Raw genomic sequence first — 25,574 nt, 5'->3', positions numbered from 1 at the left:
CCCTCCCGAGGTCGTGGGTGTCGCTGGTGGAACCGGGCCGATCAGCTCGGCTCGGGGTCGAGGACGGTCACCTTGGCCGCCCGCACGACGCGGTCGCCGAGGCGGTAGCCCGCCTGGAACACGTTGTCGCACACGGTCGTGGTGACCTCGCTGGAGTGGCCGTGCATGAGCGCCTCGTGCAGCCGCGGGTCGAACTCGTCGCCCTTGGCCCCGAACTTCTCCAGCCCGGCGCCGGCCACGACCCGCTCGAGGGCCTCGGCGACCGCCTTGAAGCCGCCGCTCAGCTCCTCGTGCTCCCGGGCGCGGTCGACGTCGTCGAGCGCGGGCAGGAGCGCGTTGAGGACCGAGAGCTTGGCGTTCTGCACGACCAGATCGCGGTCGCGTTCGACGCGGCGCTTGTAGTTGAGGTACTCCGCCTGGAGCCGCTGCAGGTCGGCGGTGAGCTCCGCGACCCGCTTGTCGAGCTCACGGGACTCCTCCTCGCCGGAGGGGACCTCGTCCGTCCCGGCCTCGGCGTCCGGGCCGGCGTGCGCCTCGTCGTAGGGCCCCTCGGGCCCCACGGGCGGGGTCGCGGTCTCCCGCGACCCCTCCCGCTCGAGGTCGACGTCGGTGTCGAAGTCCACCTGGCCGGCGTCCGGGAAGTGACCTCCCTCGTGACTGTCTCCGGTCGGGTCGGTCACTTGGCGTCACCCGCCGTGCCGTCGCCCTCGTCCTCGACGATCTCGGCGTCGACGACGTCGTCGTCGGCGTCACCGGTGGCGAAGTCACCCGCACCGGACCCGGCCGCCTCGGACTCGCCGGCGGCGTACATCGCGGCGCCCATCTTCTGGCTGGACTCGGCGAGCTTGGCCGCGGCGGAGCCGATCAGGTCGGTCGAGCCCTCGGAGGTGTCCTCGAGCGCCTTCTTGAGCGCGTCGATGTCGGCCTGGACCTCGGTCTTCACCTCGTCCGGGATCTTGTCGCCGTTGTCGGTGAGGAACTTCTCGGTCGAGTAGGCGAGGGTCTCGGCCTGGTTGCGGGCCTCGATCTCCTCCTTGCGCCTGCGGTCCTCCTCGGCGTACTCCTCGGCCTCCTTGACCATGCGGTCGATGTCGTCCTTGGACAGCGCCGAGCCACCGGTGATCGTCATCGACTGCTCACGGCCGGTGCCACGGTCCTTGGCGGAGACGTGGACGATGCCGTTGGCGTCGATGTCGAAGGTGACCTCGATCTGCGGCACGCCGCGCGGGGCCGGCGGGAGGCCGGTCAGCTCGAAGTTGCCGAGGGGCTGGTTCTGCGCGGCCATCTGGCGCTCGCCCTGGTAGACCTGGATCATCACCGAGGGCTGGTTGTCGTCGGCCGTGGTGAACACCTCGGACCGCTTGGTCGGGATCGTGGTGTTGCGCTCGATGAGGCGCGTCATCACGCCGCCCTTGGTCTCGATCCCGAGGCTCAGCGGGGTCACGTCGAGCAGCAGGACGTCCTTGACCTCGCCCTTGAGCACGCCGGCCTGCAGGGCCGCACCGACCGCGACGACCTCGTCGGGGTTGACGCCCTTGTTGGGCTCCTTGCCGCCGGTCAGCTCCTTGACGACCTCGGCGACGGCGGGCATGCGGGTGGAGCCACCCACGAGCACGACGTGGTCGATGCCGGACACGTCGATGCCGGCGTCCTTGATCACCGAGCGGAACGGCGCCTTGGTGCGCTCGATCAGGTCGGCGGTGAGCTTCTGGAACTCGGTGCGGCTGATCTTCTCCTCGAAGTGGAGGGGGCCGCTCTCGCCGTGGGTGATGTAGGGCAGGTGGATCGTGGTCTCCGAGGAGGAGGACAGCTCGATCTTGGCCTTCTCGGCGGCCTCCTGGAGGCGCTGCTTGGCGATCTTGTCGGCGCCGAGGTCGACCCCGTTGTTGCCCTTGAACTTCTTGACCATCCACTCGACGAGGCGCTCGTCCCAGTCGTCACCACCGAGGTGGTTGTCACCGGAGGTGGCCTTGACCTCGACCACGCCGTCGCCGATCTCGAGCAGGGACACGTCGAACGTGCCGCCACCGAGGTCGAAGACGAGGATCGTCTGGTCGGACTCCTTGTCGAGGCCGTAGGCCAGCGCCGCCGCGGTCGGCTCGTTGACGATGCGGCTGACGTTGAGGCCGGCGATCTCGCCCGCCTCCTTGGTGGCCTGGCGCTGCGCGTCGGAGAAGTACGCCGGCACGGTGATCACCGCGTCGGTGACGGTCTCGCCGAGGTAGGCCTCGGCGTCGCGCTTGAGCTTCTGCAGCACGAACGCGGAGATCTGCTGCGGGGTGAACGACTTGTCGTCGATCTGCTGCTTCCAGTCGGTGCCCATGTGGCGCTTGACGGAGCGGATGGTGCGGTCGACGTTGGTGACCGCCTGACGCTTGGCGACCTCACCGACGAGGACCTCGCCGTTCTTGGCGAACGCGACGACCGAGGGGGTCGTGCGGGCGCCTTCGGCGTTGGCGATGACGGTGGGCTCGCCACCCTCGAGGACGGCGACGACGGAGTTCGTCGTACCGAGGTCGATACCGACGGCTCGTGCCATGTGTGTGCTACCTCCACTGCTTGGGTCGGTGGGGCGGCTCCAGGACCGGGCCGCACCTCTCCGAGTCTGTCAAACAAGTTGAGCCGCTTCAACTCAACTTCGTTCGACTGGTTCAACCCGGCGGAAGGCAGCGGTGTTTCCGTCTGCGGTGTGACCTGGGTCACGCTGCCGGGCGGAGAGAGGGCGGAGAGAGGGCGGAGAGAGGGCGGAGTGAGACCCGGGAGAGGTGCTCAGCCGATGGTGACGGTGACGACGTTGGAGGCGCGGTTGGCGTCCTTGTCGAGGACCCGGAACTTGGTCCGTCCGCTGCGGCTGGTCTGGATCCAGGTCTCGAACGATCCCCCGCGCACGGTGGCCTCGACCGGGAAGTCGCTCCACGACCCGCCCTCGCGGCGCTGCACCTGGAGCCGGGCGCCCTCACCGTCGGTGTAGACGCCGTTGAAGTTGATCCGCTCGCCCGGCCCGACGTTCTGCGGGGCCACGAAGAGGGTGATCTTGTCGCCCTTGGGGGCGGTCGTGGCGGAGCCGTCGCTCGGCAGCGCGGACGGCATGGCCTGCGGGCCCGGCAGGTCGAACCCCTCCTGGCCGGAGTCCTTGGTCGGGACGTAGGAGGGCATGTAGAGCGAGGCCGGCGCCGCCGCTCGCCCCCCGCCGCCGGCGTCGCCGGTCAGACCGCCCACCTGGGCCACCGCGACCATCGCGCCGCCGATGCACAGGCCCACGACGACCGCGACGCCCAGCATCGTCGCGAGCGCCCACGCGAGCGCGCGCCCGGGGTCGTCCTCGCGGTCGTCAGGGGTCGCCATGCGCCCATCCTCCCCGACGCGCCGGCGCCGTCCAAGCCGCCCCCGGCTACTTGCGCCAGAGGACGTGCTCCACGAGCCGGCGGCTGCGCCAGCCCTCGCCCGTGCGGACCAGGTCGTGCTCGTAGAGCCCGCCGATCTCCATGTCGAACGGGTCGACCGGACCGTCGGGGCCGGCCGGCAGCTGGATGCGGATCGGGTTCCAGAAGTACGCCGTCACGTGCGCCTGGTCGTCGCCGGTGAACTCGGTCGCGACCTGGCCGACCAGGTGCTGGGTCTGGGCGAAGAGCGGGATCGCCTCGGTGGCCATCCAGGCCTTCACCTCCGCGACCGGGCCGGAGGCACCGCCGCTGGCGGTGTAGTCGATGGTCGCGTCCTCGGTGAACACCTGGTCGAACCCGTCGACCTGGCCGGTGTCGACCGCCCGGGTGTAGCGGGTCAGCAGGTCGGCGATCTCGGTGCGGTCCAGCAAGCGGCGTACGTCGTCCATCGGCGCACCCTAGCCGCACAAGTGGAACGTGTTCTAGTCCGCTCAGGCGGGCCGGCGGAAGACGGGGATCAGTGCCCGGGTCAGCTCCGCGGCGCGGGCGACCCCGCCCTCGAGCCGCCAGGACATGAGGACCAGCGCGGAGGAGTCGGCCCAGATGCAGGCCTGCCGACCGGGCCGGGGCGCCTCGCACCGCAGCGAGACGCCGGGGACCCCGGAGGGGTAGGGCGTGCCCTCGCCGAGGCCGACGTTGACGAACTGGTGGGCGATGGCCCCGCCCGGGGAGTCCTCCAGCGCCTGGCGCAGGTCGGTCCCGCCCGCGGGGAGGATGCCGGTGAGGGCCAGCGTGCTGCGCCCGCGGGCGTACTCGGCGTACACCGTCCGGGCGCCGAACCCCGTGCCGAACTCCTCCGCCTGGCGTCTCGCCTCCTCGACGGCCGGGCCCTGAACAGCCGTCCACCCCAGGGGTCGCTGCGGGAGCACGAGCGTCGACTCGGCCAGGGCCGTGGGGGCCGCCTGGGGGGTGCTGCCGGTGGAGTCGTGGCCGGCCAGGCCCAGGGCGCCGATCACCGAGCCTCCGACCGCGACCAGGACCACGAGCCCGATCGCGACCCAGCGGATCCACCTCTGCGACACCATGCGGAGAGACTGCCCTAGCGCAGGAACTGAAACACGTTCTAGTCTTGGCCCATGAGGTTCACCTATGCCGAGGCGATGACCGACGTCCGCCACTACGCGCCCCTCGCGCAGGCGGCGGAGGCCGCGGGCTACGACTCGATGACGGTGGCCGACAGCCTGATCTACCCCGCCGAGTCGGATGCCGAGTACCCCTACACCGAGGACGGCGACCGTGAGTTCCTCGAGGGCAAGGAGTTCATCGAGACCCTCACGCTCTGCGCGTGGCTCGGCGCGGTCACCACCACGCTGCGGTTCACGCCGTTCGTGCTCAAGCTGCCGATCCGGCCGCCGGTGCTGGTCGCCAAGCAGGCGGCCTCGATCGCCTACCTGACCGGCAACCGGCTCGGCCTCGGCGTCGGCCTCAGCCCGTGGCCGGAGGACTACGCCGCGATGGGCGTCCCGTGGGAGCGGCGCGGCAAGCGGTTCGACGAGTGCATCGACATCGTGCGGGGCATCACCGCCGGCGGCGAGTTCGAGTTCCACGGCGAGTTCTACGACATCCCGCGGCTGACGCAGACGCCTGCGCCGACGCAGCCCATCCCGATCCTCGTCGGCGGCCACGCCGACGCCGCCCTGCGCCGCGCGGTCACGCGCGGCGACGGCTGGATGCACGGCGGCGGCAAGCCCGAGGAGCTCGAGCGGCTGCTCGACCGCCTCGCCGAGATCCGCAAGGAGGAGGGCGTCGAGGACCAGCCGTTCGAGCAGCACGTGATCTCGTTCGACGCCTACTCCCCCGACGGCTGCAAGCGGCTGGAGGACCGCGGGGTGACCGACGTGATCGTCGGGTTCCGCGTGCCCTACATCAAGGGGCCGGACACCGAGCCGCTGGAGACGAAGGTCGCGAACCTCGAGAAGTTCGCCGAGAGCGTGATCGCGAAGGTGAACCCGTGAGCACCGAGCCGTTCGCCGCTGCGATCGCCGAGGCCGAGGACCTGGTCCGCAACGCGCCGTTCGTCAAGACCGACGCCGACCTCGCCGAGGGCCTCGACTACCTCGCCGGCTCCATGCGCGCGTCGCTGCAGATGGCCTGGGCCTACGCCCCCGAGCAGCCCTTTCTTGTCAACTCGACAAGTCAGCACACCAAGATGGGCCTCGACAACCCGGACACCGTCTACTATCACGCCAACGTGCTGCCCGACGTGACCTACGTCGTCCGCGGCCGTCGCGGGGACACGGTCGACCTGTCGTTCCAGGTGCTCGGCGGCGACTACACCCCGAGCTCCACCCCCGACGGCTCGACGGCCTTCGACGACCGGTCCCTGACCATCGCCCCCGACGGCTCCTTCGAGGTGTCCTTCGGGCCGACCGGGTCGTCGTACGCCTGCGACCACCACGTCGTCCTGCCGGAGACCGCGCGGATGCTCGCGATCCGTGAGGTGTACGACGACTGGGCCGCCACGCGCGGGCACGTCACGATCGAGCGGGCCGACACCCGCGGGCTCGCCCCCGCCCGGCTCGACGGGGCGGCGTGGCAGGCCGCGGCGGACAAGCGCTTCGCGGTCGCGGCCAAGATGCTGGTCGCGCGGATCAGGACCTGGTTCGCCTTCCCGGAGTGGTTCTACCTCAACGAGCCGGTCAACACCCTCACCGAGCCGCGGCCCACCCCCGGCGGGCTGTCGTCACAGTGGTCCTCGGTCGGCCACTACGACCTCGCCGACGACCAGGTGCTGGTGATCACCGTGCCGCGCGGCGACGCTCCCTACCTCGGCTTCCAGCTCGGGACGGTCTGGTACACCTCGCTGGACTACGCCGACCACCAGACCTCGCTCAACGGGCACCAGGCGCAGGTCGACCCCGACGGGATGGTCCGGATCGTCGTCGCCGAGCAGGACCCGGGCGTGCACAACTGGGTCGAGCGGCTGGGCCACGACCGCGGCTACCTGCAGTTCCGCTGGCAGCGCCTCGCGCGCGACCTCACGCCCGACGACGGGCCGATCATGGTGGTGACGACCGCGGACGAGCTCGCCGACCACCTGCCGTTCCTCGAGGACAACCGCGTGACGCCCGAGCAGTGGCGGGAGCGGATCGCCGCGCGCCAGCGCGGGGTCGCCGGGCGCATGATCGGCTGACCGCCGGCCCGGTCGGGGCGTCAGGGCCGCCCGAAGTAGTCGACCAGTCGGCCGGTCGCGGTCGGACAGGTCAGGTTGCGGTCACGGCCGAGCTCCACCCACTGGCCCATGACGGCCGGGCCGCCGCCGAAGGACCAGTCGGGGGCGCAGCGGCGCAGCGCCTCGGCGCGGGAGGTCTGGCCGGCGGCGCGCCACTCGGGCTGCCCGCCGAAGGTCCGGTCACCCACGACGCCCTTCCACAGCAGGGGCGTGGAGTAGAAGCCGACCCGGAGGCCGGCGGCACGGTAGCCGCGCACCGCGCCCTCGATCACCGCGGCGTTGGCCTCGAGGTCCGGTCCCCAGTCGAAGTCGGGGACCGGCTCGACGTCGATCCACACCAGCGGGGCCGGGAGGCCCGCCTGCCGCATCTGCGCGACGGCGTACATCGCCTGCTGGTAGCCGACGTTGCGCTGCGCGCCGAGCCGGCTGCCGGCGTCGTACGGCCCCTGGTCGCGCAGCCGCGCGACGGTCGCCTCGTCGGGACGCGAGTGGACGGCGTACGCCCCGACCATCAGCCGACGCGACCGCACCCACGCGACCTGGTCGGCGAGGCAGGGGTTGGGCGTGAAGGACGGGCCGTTGGTGAGGCCGAGGACCACGAACCGCGCGCTGGGCAGGGGCATCGGCGCGCCGAGCGTGCGCTTCTGCGGGATGCCGAGGCCCTTGGGGCACTGCGGCCAGCTCGCGTCGGCACCCTCGACGACTCCCAGCAGGCGCGGCGTGGGCAGCGTGGGGGTCGGCAGGCGCCGGGGACGGCGAGCCCGTGTCGGTCGGGCGCTCGGCGGCGCAGGGCGTACGGCGGTCGGTGACGGACGCGCGGACGGCGTCGCGGCGGCGGGCGGGGACGACGGGGACGGGGCGTCGAACGCCGACCGGTCCAGGACGTCTCCCTGGCACCCGGTCAGGAGCAGGGCGAGCAGCAGCGCACACGTCAGTCGCATCCCAACCCCCTCGCCCCTCGCCCCTCGGGGCTAGTGGACCTCGAACTCGCCCAGCGTGTCCCAGTGATCGCCCGGGATCTGCATGTTGCGGATCTCGGGGGTCTCGAGGACGTACTGCGGGAGCTCGGCCTGGGCCCGCTTGAAGTGGTCGGAGGTCACGTGCGCCTCGGCCGCGTCGTCCCGGAAGGCCTCGATGAGGACGTACTGCTGCGGGTCCTCCACGCTGCGGGACCACTCGAAGAAGAGGTTGCCCTCCTCCGCGCGGGTCGCCTCGGTGAACTCGCGGGCGAGCTCGGGCCACTCGTCGGCGTGCTCGGGCTTGATCCTCCACTTCACGCAGATGAAGATCATCGGTCCTCCAGGTCTCGGTCGGCTCGGTCGGACGGTGCTGACCTCGACCCTGCCAGGCCGGTGGTCGGGCGACGGGCGGGCCCGGTCCCGCACCCGCCGGGGTCGAAACGGAGACGGATCGGTCCACCATCCGGTGGGATGGCCACCTCGGGCACTCTCCTGGCACGATGGGGACTAGAACACGTTTCACTTTTCGAAGGATGAACCCGATGCACGGACTCCTCAAGGACAAGGTCGTCGTCGTCGCGGGCTACGGCTACGGGCTCGGCGCCTCGCTGGCCGAGCAGGCCGCGCTGCAGGGCGCCCAGCTCGTCATCTCCGCACGCACCGAGGAGAAGCTGGAGACGGCCGCCAAGGAGCTGCGCGCCCACCGGGTGGGCGTGCTGTGCGTGCCCTGCGACTTCGACCACGAGGACGCCGGCGAGGTCCTCGCCGCCCGGACCCTCGAGACCTACGGCCAGGTCGACGTCCTGCTCAACAACGCCTTCCGCATGCCGCCGATGGACCCGCTCACCAAGGTCGCGCCCCACAAGATCCAGAAGTCGATCGCGACCAACGTGATCGCGCCGCTGCGCCTGGCCAGCGCGTTCGCCGACGGTCTCTCCGCGACCAACGGCAGCATCGTGATGATCAACTCCGCGGTGCTGTGGCAGTCGCAGCCGGAGTTCGCGGCCTACAAGCTGACCAAGGGCGCGATGCTCCACATGTCGGAGTCGCTGGCCACCGAGCTCGGCCCGCGCGGCATCCGGGTCAACTCGCTGGCCCCCAGCTGGATCTACGAGGACATCAACAAGGCGTACTTCGACGTGCTGGCCGAGGAGGCCGGCGTCACCCACCAGGACATCTACGACGAGAAGGCGGCCGCGACCGACCTGCGTCGCCTGGCCACGCCCGACGAGGTCGCCAACGCGGCGCTGCTGCTCGCCTCGCCGCTGGCCAGCGCCGTCACGGGCGTCTGCCTCGACGTCAGCTGCGGAGAGTTCCACCGGTGAGCCCCCGCGAGCGTGACTCGGTCGGCACGTTCGAGGACCTGCACGCCGCCGCCACCCGGGCGTGCGGACTGTCCGACTTCGGTCCCGAGGAGTACGTCGAGCCGCTGCGCGTGCTGCTGGCCGCCTACGAGTCGACGGCCGGCCTCACGCCCCTCGGCAACGCCGAGACGCGTGGCTGGGTGCGCGGCGCGCTGACCGCCCGGCTGCTGTCCGAGGCGGCGTTCCACCGGACGCCCGAGGTGCTGCAGACACCGGTCGAGCGGCCGGTCTTCGTCGTGGGCATCCAGCGCAGCGGGACGACGCTGCTCCAGCGTCTGCTCCACGCGGCCCCCGACGCGCAGGGCCTGGAGATGTGGCTGACCCAGCTGCCGCAGCCGCGGCCGCCCCGCGAGACCTGGGACGACGACCCGGTCTTCTCGCTGCTCAAGGCCGCCGTCGACCAGCACCACCAGGACAACCCCGACCTCGCCGGCATCCACTTCGTCGCCGCCGACATGGTCGAGGAGGACTGGCAGCTGATCCGCCAGTCGATGACCACCGAGGCCTGGGTCTACCTCGCCCACGTGCCGGCGTACGCCGAGTGGCTGCGGACCGCGGACCGGGTGCCGGCCTACGAGCGCTTCCGTCGCAACCTCCAGCTGATCGGGTCCGCCGACCCGGACAAGCGCTGGGTGCTGAAGAACCCCTCGCACCTGGCGTCGCTGCCGGCGCTGTTCGAGGTGTTCCCGGACGCGCTCGTCGTGCAGACCCACCGCGACCCGCTCACCACGGTGCCGTCGGCGTGCTCGCTGTCGGCCACGTCGACCCGCGGCTGGTCGACGGTGTTCACCAGCGAGGTCATCGGGCAGACCATCCTGCGCCAGCAGGCGGCCGAGGTCGCCGCCGCGCGCGAGGCCCGCCGCCACCTGCCGGAGAAGCAGGTGCTCGACGTGCAGTACGACGACCTGGTCGCCGACCCGGTCGGCACGGCCCGCTGGGTGCACGAGTCGTTCGACCTGCCCTGGGACGACGAGATGGAGTCCGCGATCACGCGCGACTACGAGGCCTCGCGACAGGGTCCGCGCCGACCACGGCACGACTACTCCCTGGAGGAGTACGGCCTGACCGAGGCCCAGGTCCGCGCGGCGTTCGAGGGCTGAGCGGCCCCGCGCGACCTGCGAGAGGCGGACTGGACCGCGTAGAGTCGGGCGTACGGTGTCGATCCGGGCGACCTGGGCACGAAGCAGCAGGGCAGCGGGGCCGAGCCCCGCTGGTCGGCACGACTCACCCTGAGTCGTGTCTGATGGGAGTGCACCATGGAACGACCCGAGCAGCTCGACCGCCCCATCCGCGTCTTCCTCCTCGACGACCACGAGATGGTGCGACGAGGACTGGTCGGACTGTTCGCCGCGCAGAGTGACATCGAGGTCGTGGGACAGTCCGCCAGCGCCGTCGAGGCCGAGGCGCGCATCCCCGCCCTGCGCCCGGACGTGGCCCTGCTCGACGGACGGCTGCCCGACGGCAGCGGGGTCGAGGTGTGCCGTGCGGTCCGCTCGGTCGATCCGTCGATCAAGGCGATCATCCTGACGTCGTACGACGACGACGAGGCGATCTTCGCCGCGATCATGGCGGGGGCCTCGGGCTACATCCTCAAGCAGATCATCGGTCTGGAGCTGGTCGAGGTCGTCCGCAGCGTCGCTGCCGGCCAGTCGGCCCTCGACGCCTCGGTCACCCAGCGTGTGCTCGACCGGATCCGGTCGGGTGGCTCGTCCGGGCCGGCGGAGCTGCAGTCCCTCACCCCACAGGAGCGACGCATCCTCGAGCTCATCACCGAGGGCATGACCAACCGGCAGATCGGCGAGGCACTGTTCCTGGCGGAGAAGACGGTGAAGAACTACGTCACGCACATCCTCAACAAGCTGGGGCTCCAGGGACGCACCCAGGCAGCCGTGCTCGCCTCGAAGCTGCTGGGCTGAGACCGGTGACCGACCGCCCTCCGGAGTGGGCGCTGCAGCGCGCCGGCGAGGAGCTCTACGACGTCGAGGACGTCGACCGCGTGACCCGTCGCGCGTGGGAGATCGCCCGTCAGGAGCGCCAGATCGAGCGGGAGCGCCACGACGAGTACGACGACCCGGACGAGGGCGGCGAGGGCTGACCCGCCCCGGGCGCCCGGGGCAGGATGTGCTCATGACCGGCATCAGGTTCGACCACGTCGGGGTCACCGTCTCCGACCTCGACGCGGCCATCGCGTTCTTCCTCCGCCTGGGGCTGGAGCTCGAGGGCCGCATGCACGTCGAGGGCGAGTTCCTCGACACCGTCTGCGGCCTCGAGGGAGCCCGCACCGAGATCGCGATGCTGCGGCCGCCCGGTGGCGGCACCGCCGTCGAGCTCGCGACGTTCGAGCGTCCCGACCTCGAGGCCGGGTCACCCGACGCCATGGCCACGCGGATCGGGCTGCAGAACGTCTGCTTCGAGGTCGAGGACCTCCAGGCGCTGGTCGAGGAGCTCGCCGGGGCCGGCCACCGGCTCGTCGGCGGGGTCGGGCGGCACGAGGACTCCTGGCTCATGGCCTACGTCCGAGGACCCGACGGTGTCGTGGTCTCGCTGGCGCAGCGCCTGGGCTGAGGACGGCCACCCCCGCTGAGCCCGTCGTGAGCGGGCGTGCCGGCCGGTGACGGTCAGCCGTCGACCTCGGTGCGGTGCGGACGACCCGGGTCGTCGTACGCCGGCTCGTGGACGCCTGCGCGGCAGGCCTCGAGCTGCGCGCAGACCGCGGCGCCGTAGAAGAACGCCATCGACGACATCAGCGCCCACAGCAGCAGCGCGAAGACCCCGGCCAGCGGGCCGTAGACCACGCCGAACGACCCGCCGAAGTGGACGTAGAGCGCGAGCAGGCCGGAGGCCGCCGTGCTCAGGACGACCGCGACCCCCGACCCCAGGGCCAGCCAGCTCAGGGCCGGCTGCCGGCGGCGCGGTGCGTGGTCGAGCAGGAACGCGATGCTCAGCACGACGAGGACCAGCCCGGCGGGCCAGCGCAGCACGCGCCACCACAGCGCGGCCGCGTCGCTCCAGCCGTACCACCTCACCATCGCCTCGGCGAAGGCGCCGCCGGTCACCAGCAGCAGGAAGCCCAGCCCCAGCGGGACCGCCAGGAGCGCGGTCCACAACGCCGCCCGACCGTACTTCGCGAGCGCCGGACGGTCGCGACGCACGCCGTAGATGCGGTTGAGGCCCCGCTCCGCCTGGGCCATCGCGGTGGTCATCGAGAGCAGCGCGAACCCGACGCCGAACGCGAGCGCCAGCTCCCCGGCGTCCTGGCTGGACTCCTCGCCGGTGACGGCGCCGGCCAGCGCGTCCTGCTCGCCCGCACCGGGCGAGACCGACTGGATGGTGCCCGCGATGACGCGCGCCGGGCGCTCCTGGTCGACGTCGGCGGCCAGGCCGGTCAGGGCGAGCAGGAAGGGGACCACGGCCAGCGCGGCCTGCAGGGCCAGCGCGCGACTGCTGGTGAAGCCGTCACCGAAGCGGAAGCGGACGAAGGAGTCGGCCAGCAGCCGCGTGAGCCCGACCTTGCGGGCCATGCGCCACGCGTCGGCGGCGTCGAGCTCGTCGCCGTCGAGCTCGATCGTCACGGGAACGGTGCGTGCGGTGGTCATCGTCTGCCCACCTCAGCATGCGCGGCCGGGTCGACGGAGGCCGGCACCCACTCCTCCGTGCCGCCCTCGAGCATCTCGCGCACCCGCGCGAGCACCCGGCACGCGGTCTCGAAGTCCTCGTCGCCGAGCTCCTCGCGGAAGCGCTCGTCCAGGTCGAGGAGGTGCTGGAACCCCACCTCGGCGACCTCGCGGCCGAAGTCCGTGTAGCGCACGATCTTGGCGCGCCCGTCGGTCGGGTCGGGCACCATCTCCAGCATCCCGCGGCTCACCATGTCGCGGATCGACTCGCCCATCGACTGGCGGGTGACGCCCGCTCGGGTGGCCATGTCCGCGGACCGGGCGCCCTCGGGCGGCAGCGTCGCGAAGACCGCGTTGTGCGAGGGCTGGAGGTCGAAGCCGGCCCGCAGGGCGTGGTCGAGCATGTCGTTGCGCAGCGCCCGCGCCGCCTTGTCGGCCAGGGCGATGAACGGCACGAAACCCGGTGGTGCGGACGCCCTTGACATTCGTAAGGTTACCTTCCAATAATCGACAGGGAGCCTTACATTATCAGGGAGGGATCATGGACCGCACCGAGATCCGCTCGCTGGTCGGGGCGATCTTCGCCGCCAGGTCCTCGCGGACCACGCGGGTCGCCGTCGAGCAGGAGCACCTGGCGGTCGACCTCCTCCGCGGGGGCACCGTGGCCCCGGACCGCGTGCGGCCCGTCGTCGCCGGCAGGCCGTACGCCGACCTGGTCTCCTTCGAGCCCGGCGGCCAGGTCGAGCTGTCCCTGCGGCCGGCGCCGGGCCCGACCGCCATGCGGCTCGACCTGCTCGGCGCCACCCGCGCCATCGCCGCCGACCTCGCGGAGCACGGCATCGCGCTGGTCGCGGCGCCGGAGTGGCACCTGGCCTCGCGACGCCACCTGCACAGCCCCCGCTACGACGCGATGGAGCGCCACTTCGACTCGATCGGCCCGGCCGGCCGGCGCATGATGCGATCGACCGCCTCGACGCAGGTCTGCCTGGACTGGTGGCCCGGCCGAGCAGGGCTCGAGCAGTGGGAGCTCCTCCTCCTCGCGGGCCCGTTCCTCGCCGCCGCGGTGTGCCGGAGCGGACGGCTGGCCACCTGGCTCGAGGTCGACCCCGGCCGCACCGCCTTCGACGACCGCCTCCTCCACGGCGACGACCCGGTGAGGGCGTACGCCGACTTCGCGGCCGGTGCGCACGTCTTCGTCGACGGCGGCGCGGCCGAGCACCTCACCACGCTCTTCCCGCCGGTGCGGCCGCGGCGCGGCTACCTCGAGGTGCGCTTCCCCGACGCCCGGCCCGCCGAGCAGGTCGAGCCCCTGGTCGCCGGCCTCGCCGCCCTGCTGTACGACGACCAGCGGCGTCGCTCGGCCCTCGACGGCCTGCGCGGGGAACGCCCCCGTCTCGCCGACCACTGGCGCGCCGCCGCGGACCGCCGGCTGTGCCTCGCACGCGGGCTCGAGCTGCTCGGGGCGGCCGCGGAGGAGGTGGCGGCGTGAGCGTCCTCATGGTCATCGATCCGATCGGCGGCCTCGACCCACAGGTCGACGCCACCGTCGGGCTCGCGGCGGGGGCCCTCGACCTCGGCCGTGAGGTGTGGGTCTGCACCCCCGAGGACCTCTCGGTGCACTCCGGGCGCGTGACGGCTCGTGCCGCCCGGCTCGGGCTCGCCCCTCGCACGCGGGGCGGCGACCACCGCTGGCTCGTCCCGGAGCCCTGGCACCACCTCGGCGCCGCTCGCACGATCGACGTCGCCGCCGAGACCGAGCTGGTGATGCTGCGGATCGACCCGCCGGTCGACGGCCGCTACCTCCGCACGACGTACCTCCTCGACCTGGTCGAGCTGGCCGGCACGCGGGTGGTCAACCACCCCGAGGGCGTCAGGTCCCTGCACGAGAAGGCGATCGCGCTGCGTCTGCCCGGGCTGTCGCCCGAGACAGTGGTCACCGCCGACCCGGCCGTCGTACGCCGGTTCGTGTCGGTCGTGGGCACCGCGGTGGTCAAGCCGTTCGACGGCTTCGCCGGGCACGGCGTCTGGCTGCTGCGGGACGACGCCTCGTGCCAGGCGCTGGCCGAGTCCGCGACCGCGGGCGGCCGGCAGCAGGTCATCGTGCAGCCCTACCTCGCCGACGTGGCTGCGGGCAACAAGCGGCTGTTCCTCCTGGACGGCGAGGTCGTCGACGCCGTCACCCGCCGACCCGGTGCGACCGACTTCCGCATCGGTGCCCCTGTGGCCCGCGCCGACGTGGACGCCGCCGACCGCGCGATCGTGAGCGCCCTGGCACCGCTGCTGTCGCGACACCGCATCGCCCTCGCCGGGGTCGACGTGATTGGCGGGCTGCTGATCGAGGTCAACGTCACCTGTCCCGGCGGCATGGCCAAGGCCGATGCCCTCCTCGGGACCGACCTCAGTGATGACGTCATGCGCCGCCTGCTCGGCGTCGCCGCGACCGACTTATTGTCACACCGAGAAGAAAGAGTCCCAGCATGAGCACCACCGTCATCGTCTGCTCCGCCCTCATGGGCATCCTCCTGTTCGGGCTGGGCGCCAACGTCACGCGACACCGCGCGATGCGGGGCGAGGCCGGCCCCCAGATGCCCACCGACCCGTCGGACCGCCTGCTCATCGCCCAGCGGGCGCACGGCAACGCCGCGGAGTACGTCCCGACGCTCCTGGTCCTCCTCGTCGTCTGCTCGAGCCTGACCGGCGGGTGGTGGCTCGACGCGCTGGCGATCGTCGCCACCGCCTCGCGCTACCTGCACGCCATCGGCATGCTCACCTCCACGACGCTGGCCAGCCACGGTCCCCTGCGCGACGCGGGCGCGATGTTCACCTACGCCTCCGGCATCGCCCTCGGCGTCACGGCCCTCGCGGTCCTGTGACCCGGCCCGTCGTCGGGATCGTCGGCTACCACCACGAGGTGCCCCGGCCGTTCGGGACGCTGCCGGTGAGCGGCGCCCCGACGTCGTACGCCGAGGCCGTGCGTGCGGCGGGAGGGCTCCCCGTCCTGCTCCCGCTGGAGGACGCCCTCGCCCTGCTGGGGATCGTGGACGCGGTCGTGCTGACCGGCGGCGCCGACGTCGGTGCCGACCCCGCCCGCGACCGGGCGGAGCTCCACGTCGCACGAGCGGTCGTCGGGGCCGACCTGCCCACGCTCGGGGTGTGCCGGGGCCTGCAGGTCCTCGCGGTCGCGCACGGCGGGACCCTGCGGGGCGTGCCGGGCCACCTCCTCCCCGAGGAGGGGCACCGGGTCCGGACGGCTCCGGGCTCGCTCGTGCGCCGGCTGCTCGGTGCCCCGGTGCGGACCTCCGCCCTGCACCAGCAGGCGGTCGACGAGCCCGGTCCGTGCTGGCACGCGACGGCGTGGACCGGCGACGACACGGTGGAGGCCCTCGAGCCGACCGACCCGTCCTGGCCCGTCCTGGGCGTCCAGTGGCACCCCGAGCTCGTCCGCCAGCCCTTCCGCGACGGCACCGGGCCTGCGATCTTCGGATGGCTGGTCTCGGGGGCAGCAGCACGCGGGAGGAGGCGCGATGGGCGACCGCTCGTTGCTGGGCGTCGCTGACGTGGCGGACGACGAGCTCGCCCGCATGGTCGCCGAGCTGCTCGGCCAACCACACGCAGAGCTCGTCGACGTCACGGTGGAGCCGGTCCGCTACGACGTCGCGTCGATCACGACCGTCGCCCGGTCCTGGGTGTCGGGGACCGCCCGGACCCCGGGGGGCGAGAAGCCCTTCCGCCTGTTCGTCAAGCACGTGCAGGCCTGGCACCACTCGCCGTTCTTCCAGCTCGTGCCCGACCACCTCCGGGAGACGGCCGCCGCGTCCTACCCCTGGCGCATCGAGGCGGCGGTCTACGAGTCCGGCCTCGCCGGGCACCTTCCCGACGACCTCTCCATGCCGAGGTCGCTGGGGGTCTTCTGGCTCCCCGAGGACCAGGTCGTGGTCTGGCTGGAGGCGGTCGCGCACGAGGAGCCGCCCTGGGACCCGGACCGCTTCGAGCGGGTCGCCCACCTGCTCGGACGGCTCTCGGGCTGCGCGGCGCTCGACGAGCGGGGCGAGGTCGCCGACTTCCCCTGGAGGACGGCCGACTACGTGCGCGGACGCCTGGCGGCCCAGGTGCTCCCCGCCGTCGCCGACGACACGACGTGGGAGTCGCCCGTCGTGGCCGAGGCCTTCGGCGACCACCTCCGCGACCGGCTCCGCATCGCGTGCGCGGCCGCGGCGTCGTACGCCGAGGAGCTCGACGCCCTGCCCTGGTTCGTCTCCCACGGCGACGCCAGCCCCGGCAACCTGCTGCCCGGTCGCGAGCCGGGCGGCGTGGTGCTTGTCGACTTCGGGTTCTGGATGCCCAAGCCCGTCGGCTTCGACCTGGGCCAGCTCGTCGGCGGCGACGTCCAGCTCGGCCGGGTGCCGGCCCTCCCGCTCGACGAGCTCGACGAGCGCTGCGTCGCGGCGTACACCCGCGGCCTCGCCGCGGAAGGCGCGCAGGTGGACCTGGCCGTCGTACGCCGGGCGCACGCGCTGCAGCTGTTCCTCTTCGCCGGCGCGTCCTCGCTCCCCGACCCCGGGATGTCGCTCGAGGTGACCCGTGCCCGGGCCGCGCTGGCGCGCCACAGCCTCGACCTCCTCGACCGGACGGGTTGAGACGCGGGCCCTCGAGCACAATGCCTCCATGACCGACGACAAACGCCTGGCCGTGCTGATCGACGCCGACAACACCCCGTCACGGGTGGTCAAGGAGCTGTTCGAGGAGCTCGCCGGCTACGGCACCATCACGGTGAAGCGCGCCTACGGCGACTGGACCAACCCACGGCTCGGCGGGTGGCGCGAGGTGCTGCTGGGCAACGCCATCTCGCCGCAGCAGCAGTTCGCCTACACCGTCGGCAAGAACGCCACCGACTCGGCGCTCATCATCGACGCGATGGACCTGCTCTACGGCCGCAACGTGGAGGGCTTCGCGATCGTGTCCAGCGACAGCGACTTCACCCCGCTCGCGACGCGGCTGCGGGAGTCGGGCAAGCGGGTGATCGGGGTCGGGCAGCGCCAGACGCCCAAGGCGTTCGTCGAGGCGTGCGAGAAGTTCGTGTTCATCGAGGTCCTGGGCTCCTCCTCCTCGACCGAGCCGACCGAGGAGGTCACTCCGTCCGACGAGCCCAAGTCGCTGCACAGCCTGCTGACCCGGGCGCTCAACAAGGTGCCCACCGACGACGAGGGGTGGGCCGCCGCCGGCACCGTCGGCCAGCACCTGAGCCGCATCGACCCCTCCTTCGACGCCCGCAGCTATGGCGCGTCACGGCTCAGCGACCTGCTCCGCGCCCAGCACTTCGTGGAGACCAAGTCGGTCACGTCGTCCAGCGGCCACAGCCAGCTGTGGGTCCGCCTCAAGGGACGACGCCCCAACGACGCCCCGGCACAGAAGGCACCCGCGAAGAAGGCCACCAAGAAGGCCGCCAAGAAGGCACCCGCCGAGAAGGCGGCGAAGAAGTCCGGATAGGAGCCCGCGCTCAGCCCGCGCAGGCCACGACCGCGTCGACCAGCGCGACGGACCGGGCGTCGGCCGGGGTGGCGGGACCCATCTGGTTGACGGCGTAGCCGAAGGACAGGCCGCGGCGCGGGTCGGCGAAGCCGGTCGAGCCGCCCAGGCCGTAGTGGCCGAAGCAGCCCTCCCCCGCCATCGGCCGGAACGGGAACGGCAGCTGGAAGCCCATTCCGTAGCGGGTCTCGTAGCCGGTCACCTCGTCGACGCCTCCGGACACCTCACGGGCGCCCCGGGTGACGGTCTCCTCGGACAGCAGGCGGAGGCCGTCCACCTCGCCCAGGCACGCGGCGTACATCCGGGAGAGCGCGCGGGCGGTCCCCATGCCGTTGGCCGACGGGAGCTCGGCGCGCCACAGCTGGGGGTCGTTGACCCAGGAGAACAGCCCGGAGGACACGAAGAACGCCCGGAAGGCCAGCGAGGTCGGGTCGAGCATGCGGGCGGTGAACTCGTCGGGCCCGTCCGGCGACGGAGCCGGGCGCAGCGGCGCGACCCGACCGTGCTCGCTGCTGGGCAGGCCCACGTGGAGGTCGAGCCCGAGCGGTCCGCCGACCTCCTCGGCGAAGAACGCGCCGGGCATCCGCCCGTCGACGCGACGCACCAGCTCGCCGACGAGCCAGGCGTGGGTGAGGGCGTGGTAGCCGTGGCGGGTGCCGGGCTCCCACACCGGGACCTGCTCGGCCAGGGCCTGCGCCGCGGGGTCCCACGCGCTGACCATGTCGAGCGTGAGCGGCTCGTCGAGGACCGGCACGCCGGCGCGGTGGCCGAGCGACTCGGTGACCGTGACGCGGTCCTTGCCGTTGACCGCGAGCTCGGGCCAGTGCTCGGCCAGCGGCGCGTCCGGGTCGAGCCGGCCCGCCTCCACCAGCCGCAGCACGCAGATCGCCATCGCACCCTTGGTGGCCGAGGCGACCATCTGGAGCGTGCGGTCGTCGTAGGGCCGGCCGTCGTCGTCGGCGACGCCTCCCCAGAGGTCCACCACCAGCTCGCTCCCGCGGTGCACCGCGAAGGCGGCACCGACCTCGCCGCGCGAGCGGAAGTTCTCCTCGAACACGTCCCGGACCTGCTCGAACCCGGCTGCGACCGTTCCCCCGATGTGCATGTGCGCATGCTGGCACGGGGACCGGTGCGCGGCCAGGCGGCCGGCTAGCGGACCAGTCCCGCGTCGCGGGCGACGATCACCGCCTGCGCCCGGTCGCGCAGGTCGAGCTTGGCGAACACGTGCCGCACGTGGGTCTTGACCGTCGCCATGCTGATCACCAGCTCCGCGGCGATCTCGGCGTTGGACCGGCCGGCGCCGATCATCGCGAGGATCTCCTGCTCCCGCTCGCTCAGCTCCTCGAACCCCGGAGGGGTGCGCTCCGCGACCGGCGGGCTCGTCGAGAAGTGGCTCATCAGCCGGTCGAGCACGGGCGGGGCGACCACGCGCTCGCCGGCGGCGGCCCGTCGTACGGCGTCGACCAGGCCGTCGGCCGTCACGTCCTTGAGCAGGAAGCCGGCCGCCCCCGCGCGGAGAGCCCCCGCGACGTGCTCGTCGGTGTCGAAGGTGGTCAAGGCGAGCACCGTCGCGGTCCCGGCCTCGGCGATGCGCCGGGTCGCCTCGACACCGTCCATCACCGGCATGCGCAGGTCCATCAGCACGACGTCGGGCCGCAGGTCCTCCGCCGCGGCGACCGCGGCCGCACCGTCGGCGGCCTCGCCGACCACCTCGACCCCACCGAGCTCCAGGATCATCCGCAGCCCGTGGCGCACGAGGTCCTGGTCGTCGACCACCAGCACGCGCGTCATGCCGGGATGCTCACGCGCACGTCGAAGCAGCCGTCGACCCGCTCGGCGGTGAAGGTCCCGCCCAGCAGCTCGGCCCGGTGGCGCATGCCGGTGAGCCCCCGGCCCGGCAGCGTCGGACGGCGTACGTCGACCGGGTTGACCGCGCGGACGTCGACGCGACCGTCGGTCCAGTCGACCCGCACCTCGACGGGCCGGCCGGGGGCGTGCCGTCCCGCGTTGGTCAGGCACTCGCGCACGATGCGGGCGACCGCGAGGGCGGCCGGGCTCTGCTCGTGGGCGGGACGACCGGTGACCCGGAGCTCGTTGGCGATCCCCGCGGCCCGGGCACGGTCGGCGAGCTCGGTCAGCGACTCCTCGGACGGCGAGGCCCCGTCGCCCTCGGGGGCCAGGACCCCCAGCACCGAACGGATCTCGGTCAGCGTGCGGTGCGCGGTCGAGCGGATCGCCTCGACAGAGGCGCCGGCCCGGTCGGGCGCGACCCGGAGGGCCGAGGCGGCCGCCTCCGCCTGGATCGCGACGAGCGTGAGCTCGTGCCCGACGACGTCGTGCAGCTCGCGGGCGATGCGCACGCGCTCGGCCTCGACCGCGGCCTGCTCGGAGCGGCGGCGCTCGTCGGCCAGCTCGCGGGTGAGGGCCACCAGCGCCGCGTTCTGTCGCTGCTGGTGCCGCACGAGCCGGCCCGCGACGACGGGGGCCACCACGACGATCGCGCCACCCACCGCCGCGACGGCCGGCTCCGGACCGAGCAGGGTGCCGACCACCGAGAGCACCGCCGCGAGGACCGTCGTCGCGGTGACCGCGCGGCCCGGCTCACCCCGGTTGCCCAGGGCGTAGAACTGCAGCACCACGACGACGAACCCGAGGACCGGGTAGCCCTCGAGCGGCACCAGCCAGAAGACCGAGGACACGAGGGCCGCCTCGACCGGGAAGGTCCGGCGCCACGCCAGCGGGGCGGTCGACCCCACGACGTACAGCGTCCCGGCCGCGGCCGGCGCGAAGGGCAGGACCGCGAGCTGGACGAGCCCGAGCACCGTGAACGCCACGGCCAGCAGCGCGTCGAGACGCGTGCTGCGCAGCCGCTCCGGGAGGTCCACGGGCCGAGCGTAGGACCGCGTCCGGGCCGCCGCATCAGCCCACGGGCTGACTCGTGGAGCGTGCCGGGGTGAGCCAGGTGCAGACCGCGGGTCGATGTGGCCGGGGTGGTGCCGTTCCTAACGTCGGGTCACCGGCGCTCGCCGAGCGCCACGACCCGAGGAGCACGCCATGACCACCATCCTCCGCACCCCGGCCGCCACCGGCACCACCCTGTCGCGCACCAGCGCCCGCTTCGGCCTCGCCTTCTCGGTCGGCCAGGTCGGCGTCATGGTCGCGATGGCCACGCTCGTCCTGCCGAGGGGCGGACGGCTCGGCATGGACCCGACCGAGTGGGGGCAGCGGGTGCTCGACGCCGAGCAGTGGTTCCGCCTCGGCAACTACGTGTTCCTGCTGGCCGGGATGCTGCTGCTCGGCTTCCTGGGCGTGGTGCACGAGCGTCTCAGGCGCGTCGACCCGTCCGGGGTGCTCTCCACCGTGGCCGTCGGGGCCGGCGTCGTCGTCTCGTTCGTCTGGCCCTACGCCGCGATCCTGCACGACGTCGCGATCGAGGCGGCCGGCACGGGCGCGGACCCCCGGATGCTCGCCGGGTGGGACTCGGTGGCGCCGTACTCGCTGGCGTTCTCCGCCGTGCCGCGGATCTTCTTCGTCGGGGCCCTGGTGCTCGGCCTGCGCCGGGCCGGGACCGCGCCGCGCCTGCAGCGAGTCGGCGTCGCCCTCCTGCCGCTGTTCCTCGTCGGCAGCGCCACGCTCGTGCTCGGAGCGGCGTTCCCGGTGCTCGCGCTGAGCACGCTGGCCTACGAGATCTGGGTCGGGGCGCTGGCCTGGCACTGGCTGCGGCACGACTGAGCCACGCGGCATGCATCCGCGCTCGTCGGGCACCCTTGTCACATGGAGACCACCTCGCTCACCGCGCTCAGCGACCAGCACCTGCAGAACGCCCGCGCCTCGAGCACGGGCCGCTCCGCGGCCACGGTGTACGGCGGCCAGCAGCACGACCTGCGCCAGACGCTGGTCGCGATGCGGGCCGGCACGGTGCTCGGCGAGCACCAGGCCCCCGGGGAGGCCACGCTCCAGGTGCTGCAGGGCCGCGTGACCCTGCGGGCCGGTGAGGAGTCGTGGACCCTGGGTGCCGGCGACCTCGGCGCGATCCCCGCCGTGCGGCACGACCTCGCCGCCGACGAGGACGCGGTGGTCCTGCTGACCGTCGCGACCGACCGGACCGCCGCGCGGGCCAATCAGGACGTGTAGCGCATCGAGGCCACCATCGCGGCCAGCGCGTCGACCTCCGCCCGCGGCGTGGTGGGCGCGTGCGCGGCGTCGGGCCGGCACCGGCCCACACGCGGCCGGCATGGGCCGCACCGGCCTGGGCACACCTCCGGCATGGAGATCTCCCAGGCCGTCGACACCGTCCGGCACCAGAACCAGGCCGTCCTGGTCACGCTCAGGCGCGACGGCCGGCCCCAGCTGTCCAACGTCCTGGCGGCCGTCGACGACGACGGCGTCATCCGGGTCTCGACGACGGCGGACCGGGCGAAGCACGCCAACCTCCGGCGCACGCCCTGGGCCGCGGTCCACGTCAACGCCGGCGACTTCTGGTCCTACGCGGTGGTGGAGGGCGACGTCACCCTGTCCGACGTCGCGAGCGACCCGCACGACGAGGCGACCGAGGAGCTGGTCGAGCTCTACCGTGCGCTCGCGGGCGAGCACGAGGACTGGGACGACTACCGCGCCGCGATGGTGCGCGAGGGGCGGGTCGTCGTGCGTGTCACGCCGACCCACGCCTACGGCCTGCTGCGCTGAGACCGCCCGGGTCAGTCGCCGCCGTCGGCGCTGCTCGAGGACCCCGAGGAGGAGCCGGCCTCCCCGGCCCAGACGGCCTTGGCGCCGGAGTGGCCGATGAGGACGACCTGGACCATGGTGGCCGCGCCGGCGACGACCCCGAGGGCCGCGAGCGCGGTGCCCAGGCCCTTGGTGACGTTGCCGCGCCGGTGGAGGAACCACGTCGCGCCCGCGACGACGAGCATGCCGAGGCAGAACCACACGAGCATGTCGCCGAGCTCGGCGTGCTCCTCGATGAGCTTGCTCTCGCCGAGGGAGTGCTCGAGGTTCTCGCCGGTGGAGGTCGAGATCGGCGCGAGGATCGTGGAGATCACCGCCCCGACGAGGGGCAGGGGGCCGGCCCACACGCGGACGCGCGGGGACACCGCGGTCAGGATCACCAGCAGCGCCGTCAGGGGCACGAGGACCACGGTCGCGTGCACGACGAGCGGGTGGAGCGGCAGACCAAGGATGGTCGCGGGCATCAGTCACCTCCAGGGACGAGTCGGGACCATCGTGCCCAGCCCACCTGTGAGGGACCTGTCAACCAGCCTCGGACGAGGCGGACTTGAGGCTTGGTTGAGCCAGTCTTGAGGTTGGGGCCCGGTCAGCGCGCGGTGACCACGATCCGCGCGCCCAGCGCCGGCACGCTGGTGATGTTGCGGACCTTGGGGTGGTCGTCATGCCCGGGCACGACCTCGACGTCGTACGCCGCGAGGACCTCCTGCAGCACCGCGACGCCCTCCATCAGGGAGAAGCCGGCGCCGATGCAGCGACGCACGCCGCCGCCGAACGGGATCCAGGTGTTGGGCTGGACCTTGTCCTCCAGGAAGCGCTCGGGCCGGAAGCGATCCGGCTCGGGGAAGTGCTCGGGGTCCTGGTGGCTGAGGATGATCGACGGCCCGGCCGACGCCCCCTTGGGCAGCCGCGTGCCGTCGATCTCGACGTCGTCCTGCAGCTGGCGCACCACCATCGGGATGATCGGGTGCAGGCGCAGCGCCTCCTTCATCACGGCCTCGAGGTAGTCCTCGTCGCCCGTGTCGGCCGCGGCCTGGGCCTTGCGGAGCAGCTCGGGGTGGCGGCCCAGCTCGTAGAGGGCCCAGGACAGCCCCGCCGCCGTGGTCTCGTGGCCGGCGAGCAGGAGGGTGACCAGCTGGTCGCGCAGCTCGGCGTCGGAGAGCGGCTCCTCCCCCTCCGCCTCCCCGACGTGGAGCAGCTGGGTGAGCACGTCGGTGCGCTCGGCCAGGTCGGTGGCCTGCCGGCGCTCACGGATCTCGGCGTAGATCAGCTCGTCGAGCTGACGCTGGACCTCGACGATCGCCTTCCACGGGCCGAACCGCATGAGGAAGGGGTAGGCCCAGCCGAGCAGGACGACGGGCTTGACGTCGACGGTGGCGAGGACCAGCGGGCGGAGACGCTCGAGGCGCGACTCGTCGGTCACGCCGAAGACCACCCGCAGGATCACCTCGAGGGTGAGCGCGTTCATCCGCTCGAGGCTGCGGAACTCCTGCCCGGGCTCCCAGCCGGCGACCTCCGCGCGGGCGATGTCGGTGACCATCGCCCGGTAGTCCGTCATCACCGCCGGGCGGAAGGCCGGCATCAGCAGCTTGCGGGCGCGCTTGTGCTGGGCGCCGTCGACGAGCAGCAGCGAGTGCTCGCCCATGATCGGTCCGAGGATCGCGTTGCCCTTGCCCGCGTGGAAGACCCGCGGGTCGCCGGCGAAGAGGTCCTTGGTGGCGGCCACGTCGTCGAACAGCACCAGCGGACGCCCGTGGGGGACCAGCCGCATCGTGAAGCGGTCGCCGAAGCGGCCGCGCAGGTGCGGGACGAAGGTGTGCCGCAGCCGCATGAGGGCGAAGGTCTGTGCGAGCGCGGGCCAGCGGTAGCCCGGGGGCAGCTCGGTGTAGTCCACGTCGGGGCCGTGCGAGCCGGCCAGGGACATGCGCGTGAGCCGGTGGTCGGTGCTCGTGTCGTGCCGGGTGGCGGGGTCGGTGTGCGTCGCCGTCATGTTCGGATACTACGGGTATCCGAACGGCGGGGGTAGGGCCCGCGTCACGCCATCGAGAGCAGGAAGGCGCAGGTGAAGCCCAGCGCCGTCACCAGCCCGGCGGTCTTGTCGGCGTGCTTGGTCGCCTCGGGGACCATCGTGTCGGTCAGCATCGTGAGGATCGCGCCCGCGGCGAACGACTGCACCACCGCGTGGGCAGTGTCGCCCGCCCCGCCGAGGATCGCGTAGCCCGCCATCGCCGCCAGCCCGGAGGCGACGGCCACCGCGACCCACATGCCGAGGATGTACGCCGTCGAGTGCTTCTTCTTCATGCCCACCGTCGCCGAGACGCCCTCGGGCACGTTGGAGAGGAACACCGCGGCCACGAAGGGGATGCCGATCCCGCCCCCGCCGATGAGGCTCATCCCGATCGCGGCCGACTCGGGGATCCCGTCCAGCAGGGCACCGAGCAGCAGCGCCGCACCCGAGGCGTCCTCCTGCGGGCCGGCCGGGTCCTTGCGGCGGTGGCCGCCGTACCGGTCGATGACGGCGTCGCCGAGGAAGAACACCACCGCCCCCGCGAAGAGGCCGATGACCACCGCGTCCGCGCCCGCCCGGTCGTAGGCCTCCGCGGTCAGCTCGAACGCCACCGCGCTGAACAGCACGCCGACGCCGAAGGCCATCACGAGGCCGATCACCTTGAACGGGACACGGACCAGCAGCCCGGCCAGCGCACCCACGATGAGCGCCGCGCCGCCGACGAGTCCCCAGAAGCCTGCTTCGAGCACGAGCGACCGATACCCCG

At 72.8% G+C, this 25,574-nt stretch carries 31 protein-coding genes; 16 read left to right on the top strand and 15 right to left on the bottom strand.

The window, feature by feature from the left end; genetic code table 11:
• Nucleotides 1–41: 41 nt before the first annotated feature.
• The 5 genes from grpE to J2S63_RS11050 all read right to left on the bottom strand — a co-directional run bounded on the left by grpE (nt 42) and on the right by J2S63_RS11050 (nt 4,468).
• A complete protein-coding gene (gene grpE, locus J2S63_RS11070) occupies nt 42–680 on the bottom strand; it encodes a nucleotide exchange factor GrpE (RefSeq protein ID WP_310301956.1) in 639 nt (212 codons plus the stop codon).
• A complete protein-coding gene (gene dnaK, locus J2S63_RS11065; protein ID WP_310301955.1) occupies nt 677–2,539 on the bottom strand; it encodes a molecular chaperone DnaK in 1,863 nt (620 codons plus the stop codon). Before dnaK ends, grpE begins: the two co-directional genes overlap by 4 nt.
• A gap of 230 nt (nt 2,540–2,769) precedes the next feature.
• On the bottom strand, nt 2,770–3,345 hold the full coding sequence (locus J2S63_RS11060; protein ID WP_310301954.1) for a hypothetical protein: 576 nt from the start codon (nt 3,343–3,345) through the stop codon (nt 2,770–2,772).
• A 46-nt stretch (nt 3,346–3,391) separates the two neighbouring features.
• A complete protein-coding gene (locus J2S63_RS11055; protein WP_310301953.1) occupies nt 3,392–3,832 on the bottom strand; it encodes a nuclear transport factor 2 family protein in 441 nt (146 codons plus the stop codon).
• A 42-nt stretch (nt 3,833–3,874) separates the two neighbouring features.
• A complete protein-coding gene (locus tag J2S63_RS11050; RefSeq protein ID WP_310301952.1) occupies nt 3,875–4,468 on the bottom strand; it encodes a hypothetical protein in 594 nt (197 codons plus the stop codon).
• Nucleotides 4,469–4,519: 51 nt separating this feature from the next.
• On the opposite strand from J2S63_RS11050, the gene J2S63_RS11045 reads away from it, so the two are divergent.
• Together J2S63_RS11045 and J2S63_RS11040 are read left to right on the top strand one after the other, a co-directional pair.
• Nucleotides 4,520–5,398, top strand: a complete 879-nt coding sequence (locus tag J2S63_RS11045) for a TIGR03619 family F420-dependent LLM class oxidoreductase (protein WP_310301951.1) — start codon at nt 4,520–4,522, stop codon at nt 5,396–5,398.
• Entirely contained in the window at nt 5,395–6,576 is a 1,182-nt protein-coding gene (locus J2S63_RS11040) for a hypothetical protein (RefSeq protein WP_310301950.1), read from the top strand. Before J2S63_RS11045 ends, J2S63_RS11040 begins: the two co-directional genes overlap by 4 nt.
• 20 nt (nt 6,577–6,596) lie before the next feature.
• Here the strand turns inward: J2S63_RS11040 and J2S63_RS11035 are convergent, their stop codons facing one another.
• Entirely contained in the window at nt 6,597–7,556 is a 960-nt protein-coding gene (locus J2S63_RS11035; protein ID WP_310301949.1) for a glycoside hydrolase family 25 domain-containing protein, read from the bottom strand.
• Between the two features lie 30 nt (nt 7,557–7,586).
• The gene (locus tag J2S63_RS11030; RefSeq protein WP_310301948.1) at nt 7,587–7,907 is read right to left on the bottom strand and encodes a putative quinol monooxygenase; all 321 of its coding nucleotides are present in this window, start codon (nt 7,905–7,907) and stop codon (nt 7,587–7,589) included.
• A 209-nt stretch (nt 7,908–8,116) separates the two neighbouring features.
• Between J2S63_RS11030 and J2S63_RS11025 the strand changes: the two genes are divergently transcribed.
• The 5 genes from J2S63_RS11025 to J2S63_RS11005 all read left to right on the top strand — a co-directional run bounded on the left by J2S63_RS11025 (nt 8,117) and on the right by J2S63_RS11005 (nt 11,503).
• Entirely contained in the window at nt 8,117–8,899 is a 783-nt protein-coding gene (locus J2S63_RS11025; protein ID WP_310301947.1) for an SDR family oxidoreductase, read from the top strand.
• Nucleotides 8,896–10,038 carry a sulfotransferase family protein gene (locus J2S63_RS11020; RefSeq protein ID WP_310301946.1) on the top strand — a complete coding sequence of 381 codons (1,143 nt, stop codon included), beginning with the start codon at nt 8,896–8,898 and terminating at the stop codon, nt 10,036–10,038. The genes J2S63_RS11025 and J2S63_RS11020 overlap by 4 nt, the downstream gene beginning before the upstream one ends.
• 156 nt (nt 10,039–10,194) lie before the next feature.
• The gene (locus J2S63_RS11015; RefSeq protein WP_310301945.1) at nt 10,195–10,854 is read left to right on the top strand and encodes a response regulator; all 660 of its coding nucleotides are present in this window, start codon (nt 10,195–10,197) and stop codon (nt 10,852–10,854) included.
• 5 nt (nt 10,855–10,859) lie between these two features.
• Entirely contained in the window at nt 10,860–11,033 is a 174-nt protein-coding gene (locus tag J2S63_RS11010) for a hypothetical protein (protein ID WP_310301944.1), read from the top strand.
• 32 nt (nt 11,034–11,065) lie between these two features.
• A complete protein-coding gene (locus J2S63_RS11005; protein WP_310301943.1) occupies nt 11,066–11,503 on the top strand; it encodes a VOC family protein in 438 nt (145 codons plus the stop codon).
• Between the two features lie 53 nt (nt 11,504–11,556).
• On the opposite strand, the gene J2S63_RS11000 is transcribed toward J2S63_RS11005, so the two are convergent.
• Together J2S63_RS11000 and J2S63_RS10995 are read right to left on the bottom strand one after the other, a co-directional pair.
• A complete protein-coding gene (locus J2S63_RS11000) occupies nt 11,557–12,534 on the bottom strand; it encodes a YihY/virulence factor BrkB family protein (protein WP_310301942.1) in 978 nt (325 codons plus the stop codon).
• A complete protein-coding gene (locus tag J2S63_RS10995) occupies nt 12,531–13,007 on the bottom strand; it encodes a MarR family winged helix-turn-helix transcriptional regulator (protein ID WP_310301941.1) in 477 nt (158 codons plus the stop codon). Before J2S63_RS10995 ends, J2S63_RS11000 begins: the two co-directional genes overlap by 4 nt.
• A gap of 86 nt (nt 13,008–13,093) precedes the next feature.
• Between J2S63_RS10995 and J2S63_RS10990 the strand changes: the two genes are divergently transcribed.
• Genes J2S63_RS10990 through J2S63_RS10965 form a run of 6 tightly spaced genes read left to right on the top strand, consistent with a single transcriptional unit; the run spans nt 13,094 to nt 18,039 of the window.
• Nucleotides 13,094–14,041, top strand: a complete 948-nt coding sequence (locus tag J2S63_RS10990) for a glutamate-cysteine ligase family protein (RefSeq protein WP_310301940.1) — start codon at nt 13,094–13,096, stop codon at nt 14,039–14,041.
• The gene (locus tag J2S63_RS10985; RefSeq protein WP_310301939.1) at nt 14,038–15,033 is read left to right on the top strand and encodes an ATP-grasp domain-containing protein; all 996 of its coding nucleotides are present in this window, start codon (nt 14,038–14,040) and stop codon (nt 15,031–15,033) included. The genes J2S63_RS10990 and J2S63_RS10985 overlap by 4 nt, the downstream gene beginning before the upstream one ends.
• Complete coding sequence (locus J2S63_RS10980; protein WP_310301938.1) at nt 15,030–15,425, top strand: MAPEG family protein; 396 nt, start codon at nt 15,030–15,032, stop codon at nt 15,423–15,425. The genes J2S63_RS10985 and J2S63_RS10980 overlap by 4 nt, the downstream gene beginning before the upstream one ends.
• Nucleotides 15,422–16,108, top strand: coding sequence for a gamma-glutamyl-gamma-aminobutyrate hydrolase family protein (locus J2S63_RS10975; RefSeq protein WP_310301937.1), 687 nt, complete (start codon nt 15,422–15,424; stop codon nt 16,106–16,108). Before J2S63_RS10980 ends, J2S63_RS10975 begins: the two co-directional genes overlap by 4 nt.
• On the top strand, nt 16,077–17,189 hold the full coding sequence (locus J2S63_RS10970) for a phosphotransferase (protein WP_310301936.1): 1,113 nt from the start codon (nt 16,077–16,079) through the stop codon (nt 17,187–17,189). The genes J2S63_RS10975 and J2S63_RS10970 overlap by 32 nt, the downstream gene beginning before the upstream one ends.
• 28 nt (nt 17,190–17,217) lie before the next feature.
• On the top strand, nt 17,218–18,039 hold the full coding sequence (locus J2S63_RS10965) for an NYN domain-containing protein (RefSeq protein ID WP_310301935.1): 822 nt from the start codon (nt 17,218–17,220) through the stop codon (nt 18,037–18,039).
• A 10-nt stretch (nt 18,040–18,049) separates the two neighbouring features.
• On the opposite strand, the gene J2S63_RS10960 is transcribed toward J2S63_RS10965, so the two are convergent.
• The 3 genes from J2S63_RS10960 to J2S63_RS10950 are packed head-to-tail and all read right to left on the bottom strand — an operon-like array spanning nt 18,050 to nt 20,963.
• Complete coding sequence (locus J2S63_RS10960; RefSeq protein WP_310301934.1) at nt 18,050–19,183, bottom strand: serine hydrolase domain-containing protein; 1,134 nt, start codon at nt 19,181–19,183, stop codon at nt 18,050–18,052.
• Between the two features lie 44 nt (nt 19,184–19,227).
• Nucleotides 19,228–19,869, bottom strand: coding sequence for a response regulator (locus tag J2S63_RS10955; RefSeq protein ID WP_310301933.1), 642 nt, complete (start codon nt 19,867–19,869; stop codon nt 19,228–19,230).
• The gene (locus J2S63_RS10950) at nt 19,866–20,963 is read right to left on the bottom strand and encodes a sensor histidine kinase (RefSeq protein WP_310301932.1); all 1,098 of its coding nucleotides are present in this window, start codon (nt 20,961–20,963) and stop codon (nt 19,866–19,868) included. Before J2S63_RS10950 ends, J2S63_RS10955 begins: the two co-directional genes overlap by 4 nt.
• A 169-nt stretch (nt 20,964–21,132) precedes the next feature.
• Between J2S63_RS10950 and J2S63_RS10945 the strand changes: the two genes are divergently transcribed.
• The 3 genes from J2S63_RS10945 to J2S63_RS10935 all read left to right on the top strand — a co-directional run bounded on the left by J2S63_RS10945 (nt 21,133) and on the right by J2S63_RS10935 (nt 22,764).
• The gene (locus J2S63_RS10945; RefSeq protein WP_310301931.1) at nt 21,133–21,810 is read left to right on the top strand and encodes a hypothetical protein; all 678 of its coding nucleotides are present in this window, start codon (nt 21,133–21,135) and stop codon (nt 21,808–21,810) included.
• Between the two features lie 42 nt (nt 21,811–21,852).
• Complete coding sequence (locus J2S63_RS10940) at nt 21,853–22,212, top strand: cupin domain-containing protein (RefSeq protein ID WP_310301930.1); 360 nt, start codon at nt 21,853–21,855, stop codon at nt 22,210–22,212.
• Nucleotides 22,213–22,344: 132 nt separating this feature from the next.
• On the top strand, nt 22,345–22,764 hold the full coding sequence (locus tag J2S63_RS10935; protein ID WP_310301929.1) for a PPOX class F420-dependent oxidoreductase: 420 nt from the start codon (nt 22,345–22,347) through the stop codon (nt 22,762–22,764).
• Nucleotides 22,765–22,775: 11 nt separating this feature from the next.
• Here J2S63_RS10935 and J2S63_RS10930 read toward each other — a convergent pair whose 3' ends face one another.
• The 3 genes from J2S63_RS10930 to J2S63_RS10920 form a co-directional block, all read right to left on the bottom strand.
• Nucleotides 22,776–23,267 (bottom strand): DUF2231 domain-containing protein, encoded by a 492-nt coding sequence (locus J2S63_RS10930; protein WP_310301928.1) that lies wholly within the window; start codon nt 23,265–23,267, stop codon nt 22,776–22,778.
• A gap of 122 nt (nt 23,268–23,389) precedes the next feature.
• Nucleotides 23,390–24,790, bottom strand: coding sequence for a cytochrome P450 (locus J2S63_RS10925; RefSeq protein WP_310301927.1), 1,401 nt, complete (start codon nt 24,788–24,790; stop codon nt 23,390–23,392).
• 44 nt (nt 24,791–24,834) lie between these two features.
• Nucleotides 24,835–25,557, bottom strand: coding sequence for a ZIP family metal transporter (locus J2S63_RS10920; RefSeq protein ID WP_310301926.1), 723 nt, complete (start codon nt 25,555–25,557; stop codon nt 24,835–24,837).
• Between the last annotated feature and the right edge of the window lie 17 nt (nt 25,558–25,574).

This window comes from Nocardioides marmoribigeumensis (assembly GCF_031458325.1).
GTDB classification, from domain to species: domain Bacteria; phylum Actinomycetota; class Actinomycetes; order Propionibacteriales; family Nocardioidaceae; genus Marmoricola_A; species Marmoricola_A marmoribigeumensis.
Note: the sequence above shows the minus strand (reverse complement) of the source record. Positions and strands in the feature narration are given on the sequence as shown.

Coding starts and splice junctions, on each gene's coding strand:
- dnaK (WP_310301955.1), bottom strand. CDS start 2,539: ATGGCACGAGCCGTCGGTATCGACCTCGGTACGACGAACTCCGTCGTC.
- J2S63_RS11060 (WP_310301954.1), bottom strand. CDS start 3,345: ATGGCGACCCCTGACGACCGCGAGGACGACCCCGGGCGCGCGCTCGCG.
- J2S63_RS11055 (WP_310301953.1), bottom strand. CDS start 3,832: ATGGACGACGTACGCCGCTTGCTGGACCGCACCGAGATCGCCGACCTG.
- J2S63_RS11050 (WP_310301952.1), bottom strand. CDS start 4,468: ATGGTGTCGCAGAGGTGGATCCGCTGGGTCGCGATCGGGCTCGTGGTC.
- J2S63_RS11045 (WP_310301951.1), top strand. CDS start 4,520: ATGAGGTTCACCTATGCCGAGGCGATGACCGACGTCCGCCACTACGCG.
- J2S63_RS11035 (WP_310301949.1), bottom strand. CDS start 7,556: ATGCGACTGACGTGTGCGCTGCTGCTCGCCCTGCTCCTGACCGGGTGC.
- J2S63_RS11030 (WP_310301948.1), bottom strand. CDS start 7,907: ATGATCTTCATCTGCGTGAAGTGGAGGATCAAGCCCGAGCACGCCGAC.
- J2S63_RS11025 (WP_310301947.1), top strand. CDS start 8,117: ATGCACGGACTCCTCAAGGACAAGGTCGTCGTCGTCGCGGGCTACGGC.
- J2S63_RS11015 (WP_310301945.1), top strand. CDS start 10,195: ATGGAACGACCCGAGCAGCTCGACCGCCCCATCCGCGTCTTCCTCCTC.
- J2S63_RS11005 (WP_310301943.1), top strand. CDS start 11,066: ATGACCGGCATCAGGTTCGACCACGTCGGGGTCACCGTCTCCGACCTC.
- J2S63_RS11000 (WP_310301942.1), bottom strand. CDS start 12,534: ATGACCACCGCACGCACCGTTCCCGTGACGATCGAGCTCGACGGCGAC.
- J2S63_RS10990 (WP_310301940.1), top strand. CDS start 13,094: ATGGACCGCACCGAGATCCGCTCGCTGGTCGGGGCGATCTTCGCCGCC.
- J2S63_RS10980 (WP_310301938.1), top strand. CDS start 15,030: ATGAGCACCACCGTCATCGTCTGCTCCGCCCTCATGGGCATCCTCCTG.
- J2S63_RS10970 (WP_310301936.1), top strand. CDS start 16,077: ATGGGCGACCGCTCGTTGCTGGGCGTCGCTGACGTGGCGGACGACGAG.
- J2S63_RS10965 (WP_310301935.1), top strand. CDS start 17,218: ATGACCGACGACAAACGCCTGGCCGTGCTGATCGACGCCGACAACACC.
- J2S63_RS10960 (WP_310301934.1), bottom strand. CDS start 19,183: ATGCACATCGGGGGAACGGTCGCAGCCGGGTTCGAGCAGGTCCGGGAC.
- J2S63_RS10955 (WP_310301933.1), bottom strand. CDS start 19,869: ATGACGCGCGTGCTGGTGGTCGACGACCAGGACCTCGTGCGCCACGGG.
- J2S63_RS10945 (WP_310301931.1), top strand. CDS start 21,133: ATGACCACCATCCTCCGCACCCCGGCCGCCACCGGCACCACCCTGTCG.
- J2S63_RS10940 (WP_310301930.1), top strand. CDS start 21,853: ATGGAGACCACCTCGCTCACCGCGCTCAGCGACCAGCACCTGCAGAAC.
- J2S63_RS10935 (WP_310301929.1), top strand. CDS start 22,345: ATGGAGATCTCCCAGGCCGTCGACACCGTCCGGCACCAGAACCAGGCC.
- J2S63_RS10930 (WP_310301928.1), bottom strand. CDS start 23,267: ATGCCCGCGACCATCCTTGGTCTGCCGCTCCACCCGCTCGTCGTGCAC.
- J2S63_RS10925 (WP_310301927.1), bottom strand. CDS start 24,790: ATGACGGCGACGCACACCGACCCCGCCACCCGGCACGACACGAGCACC.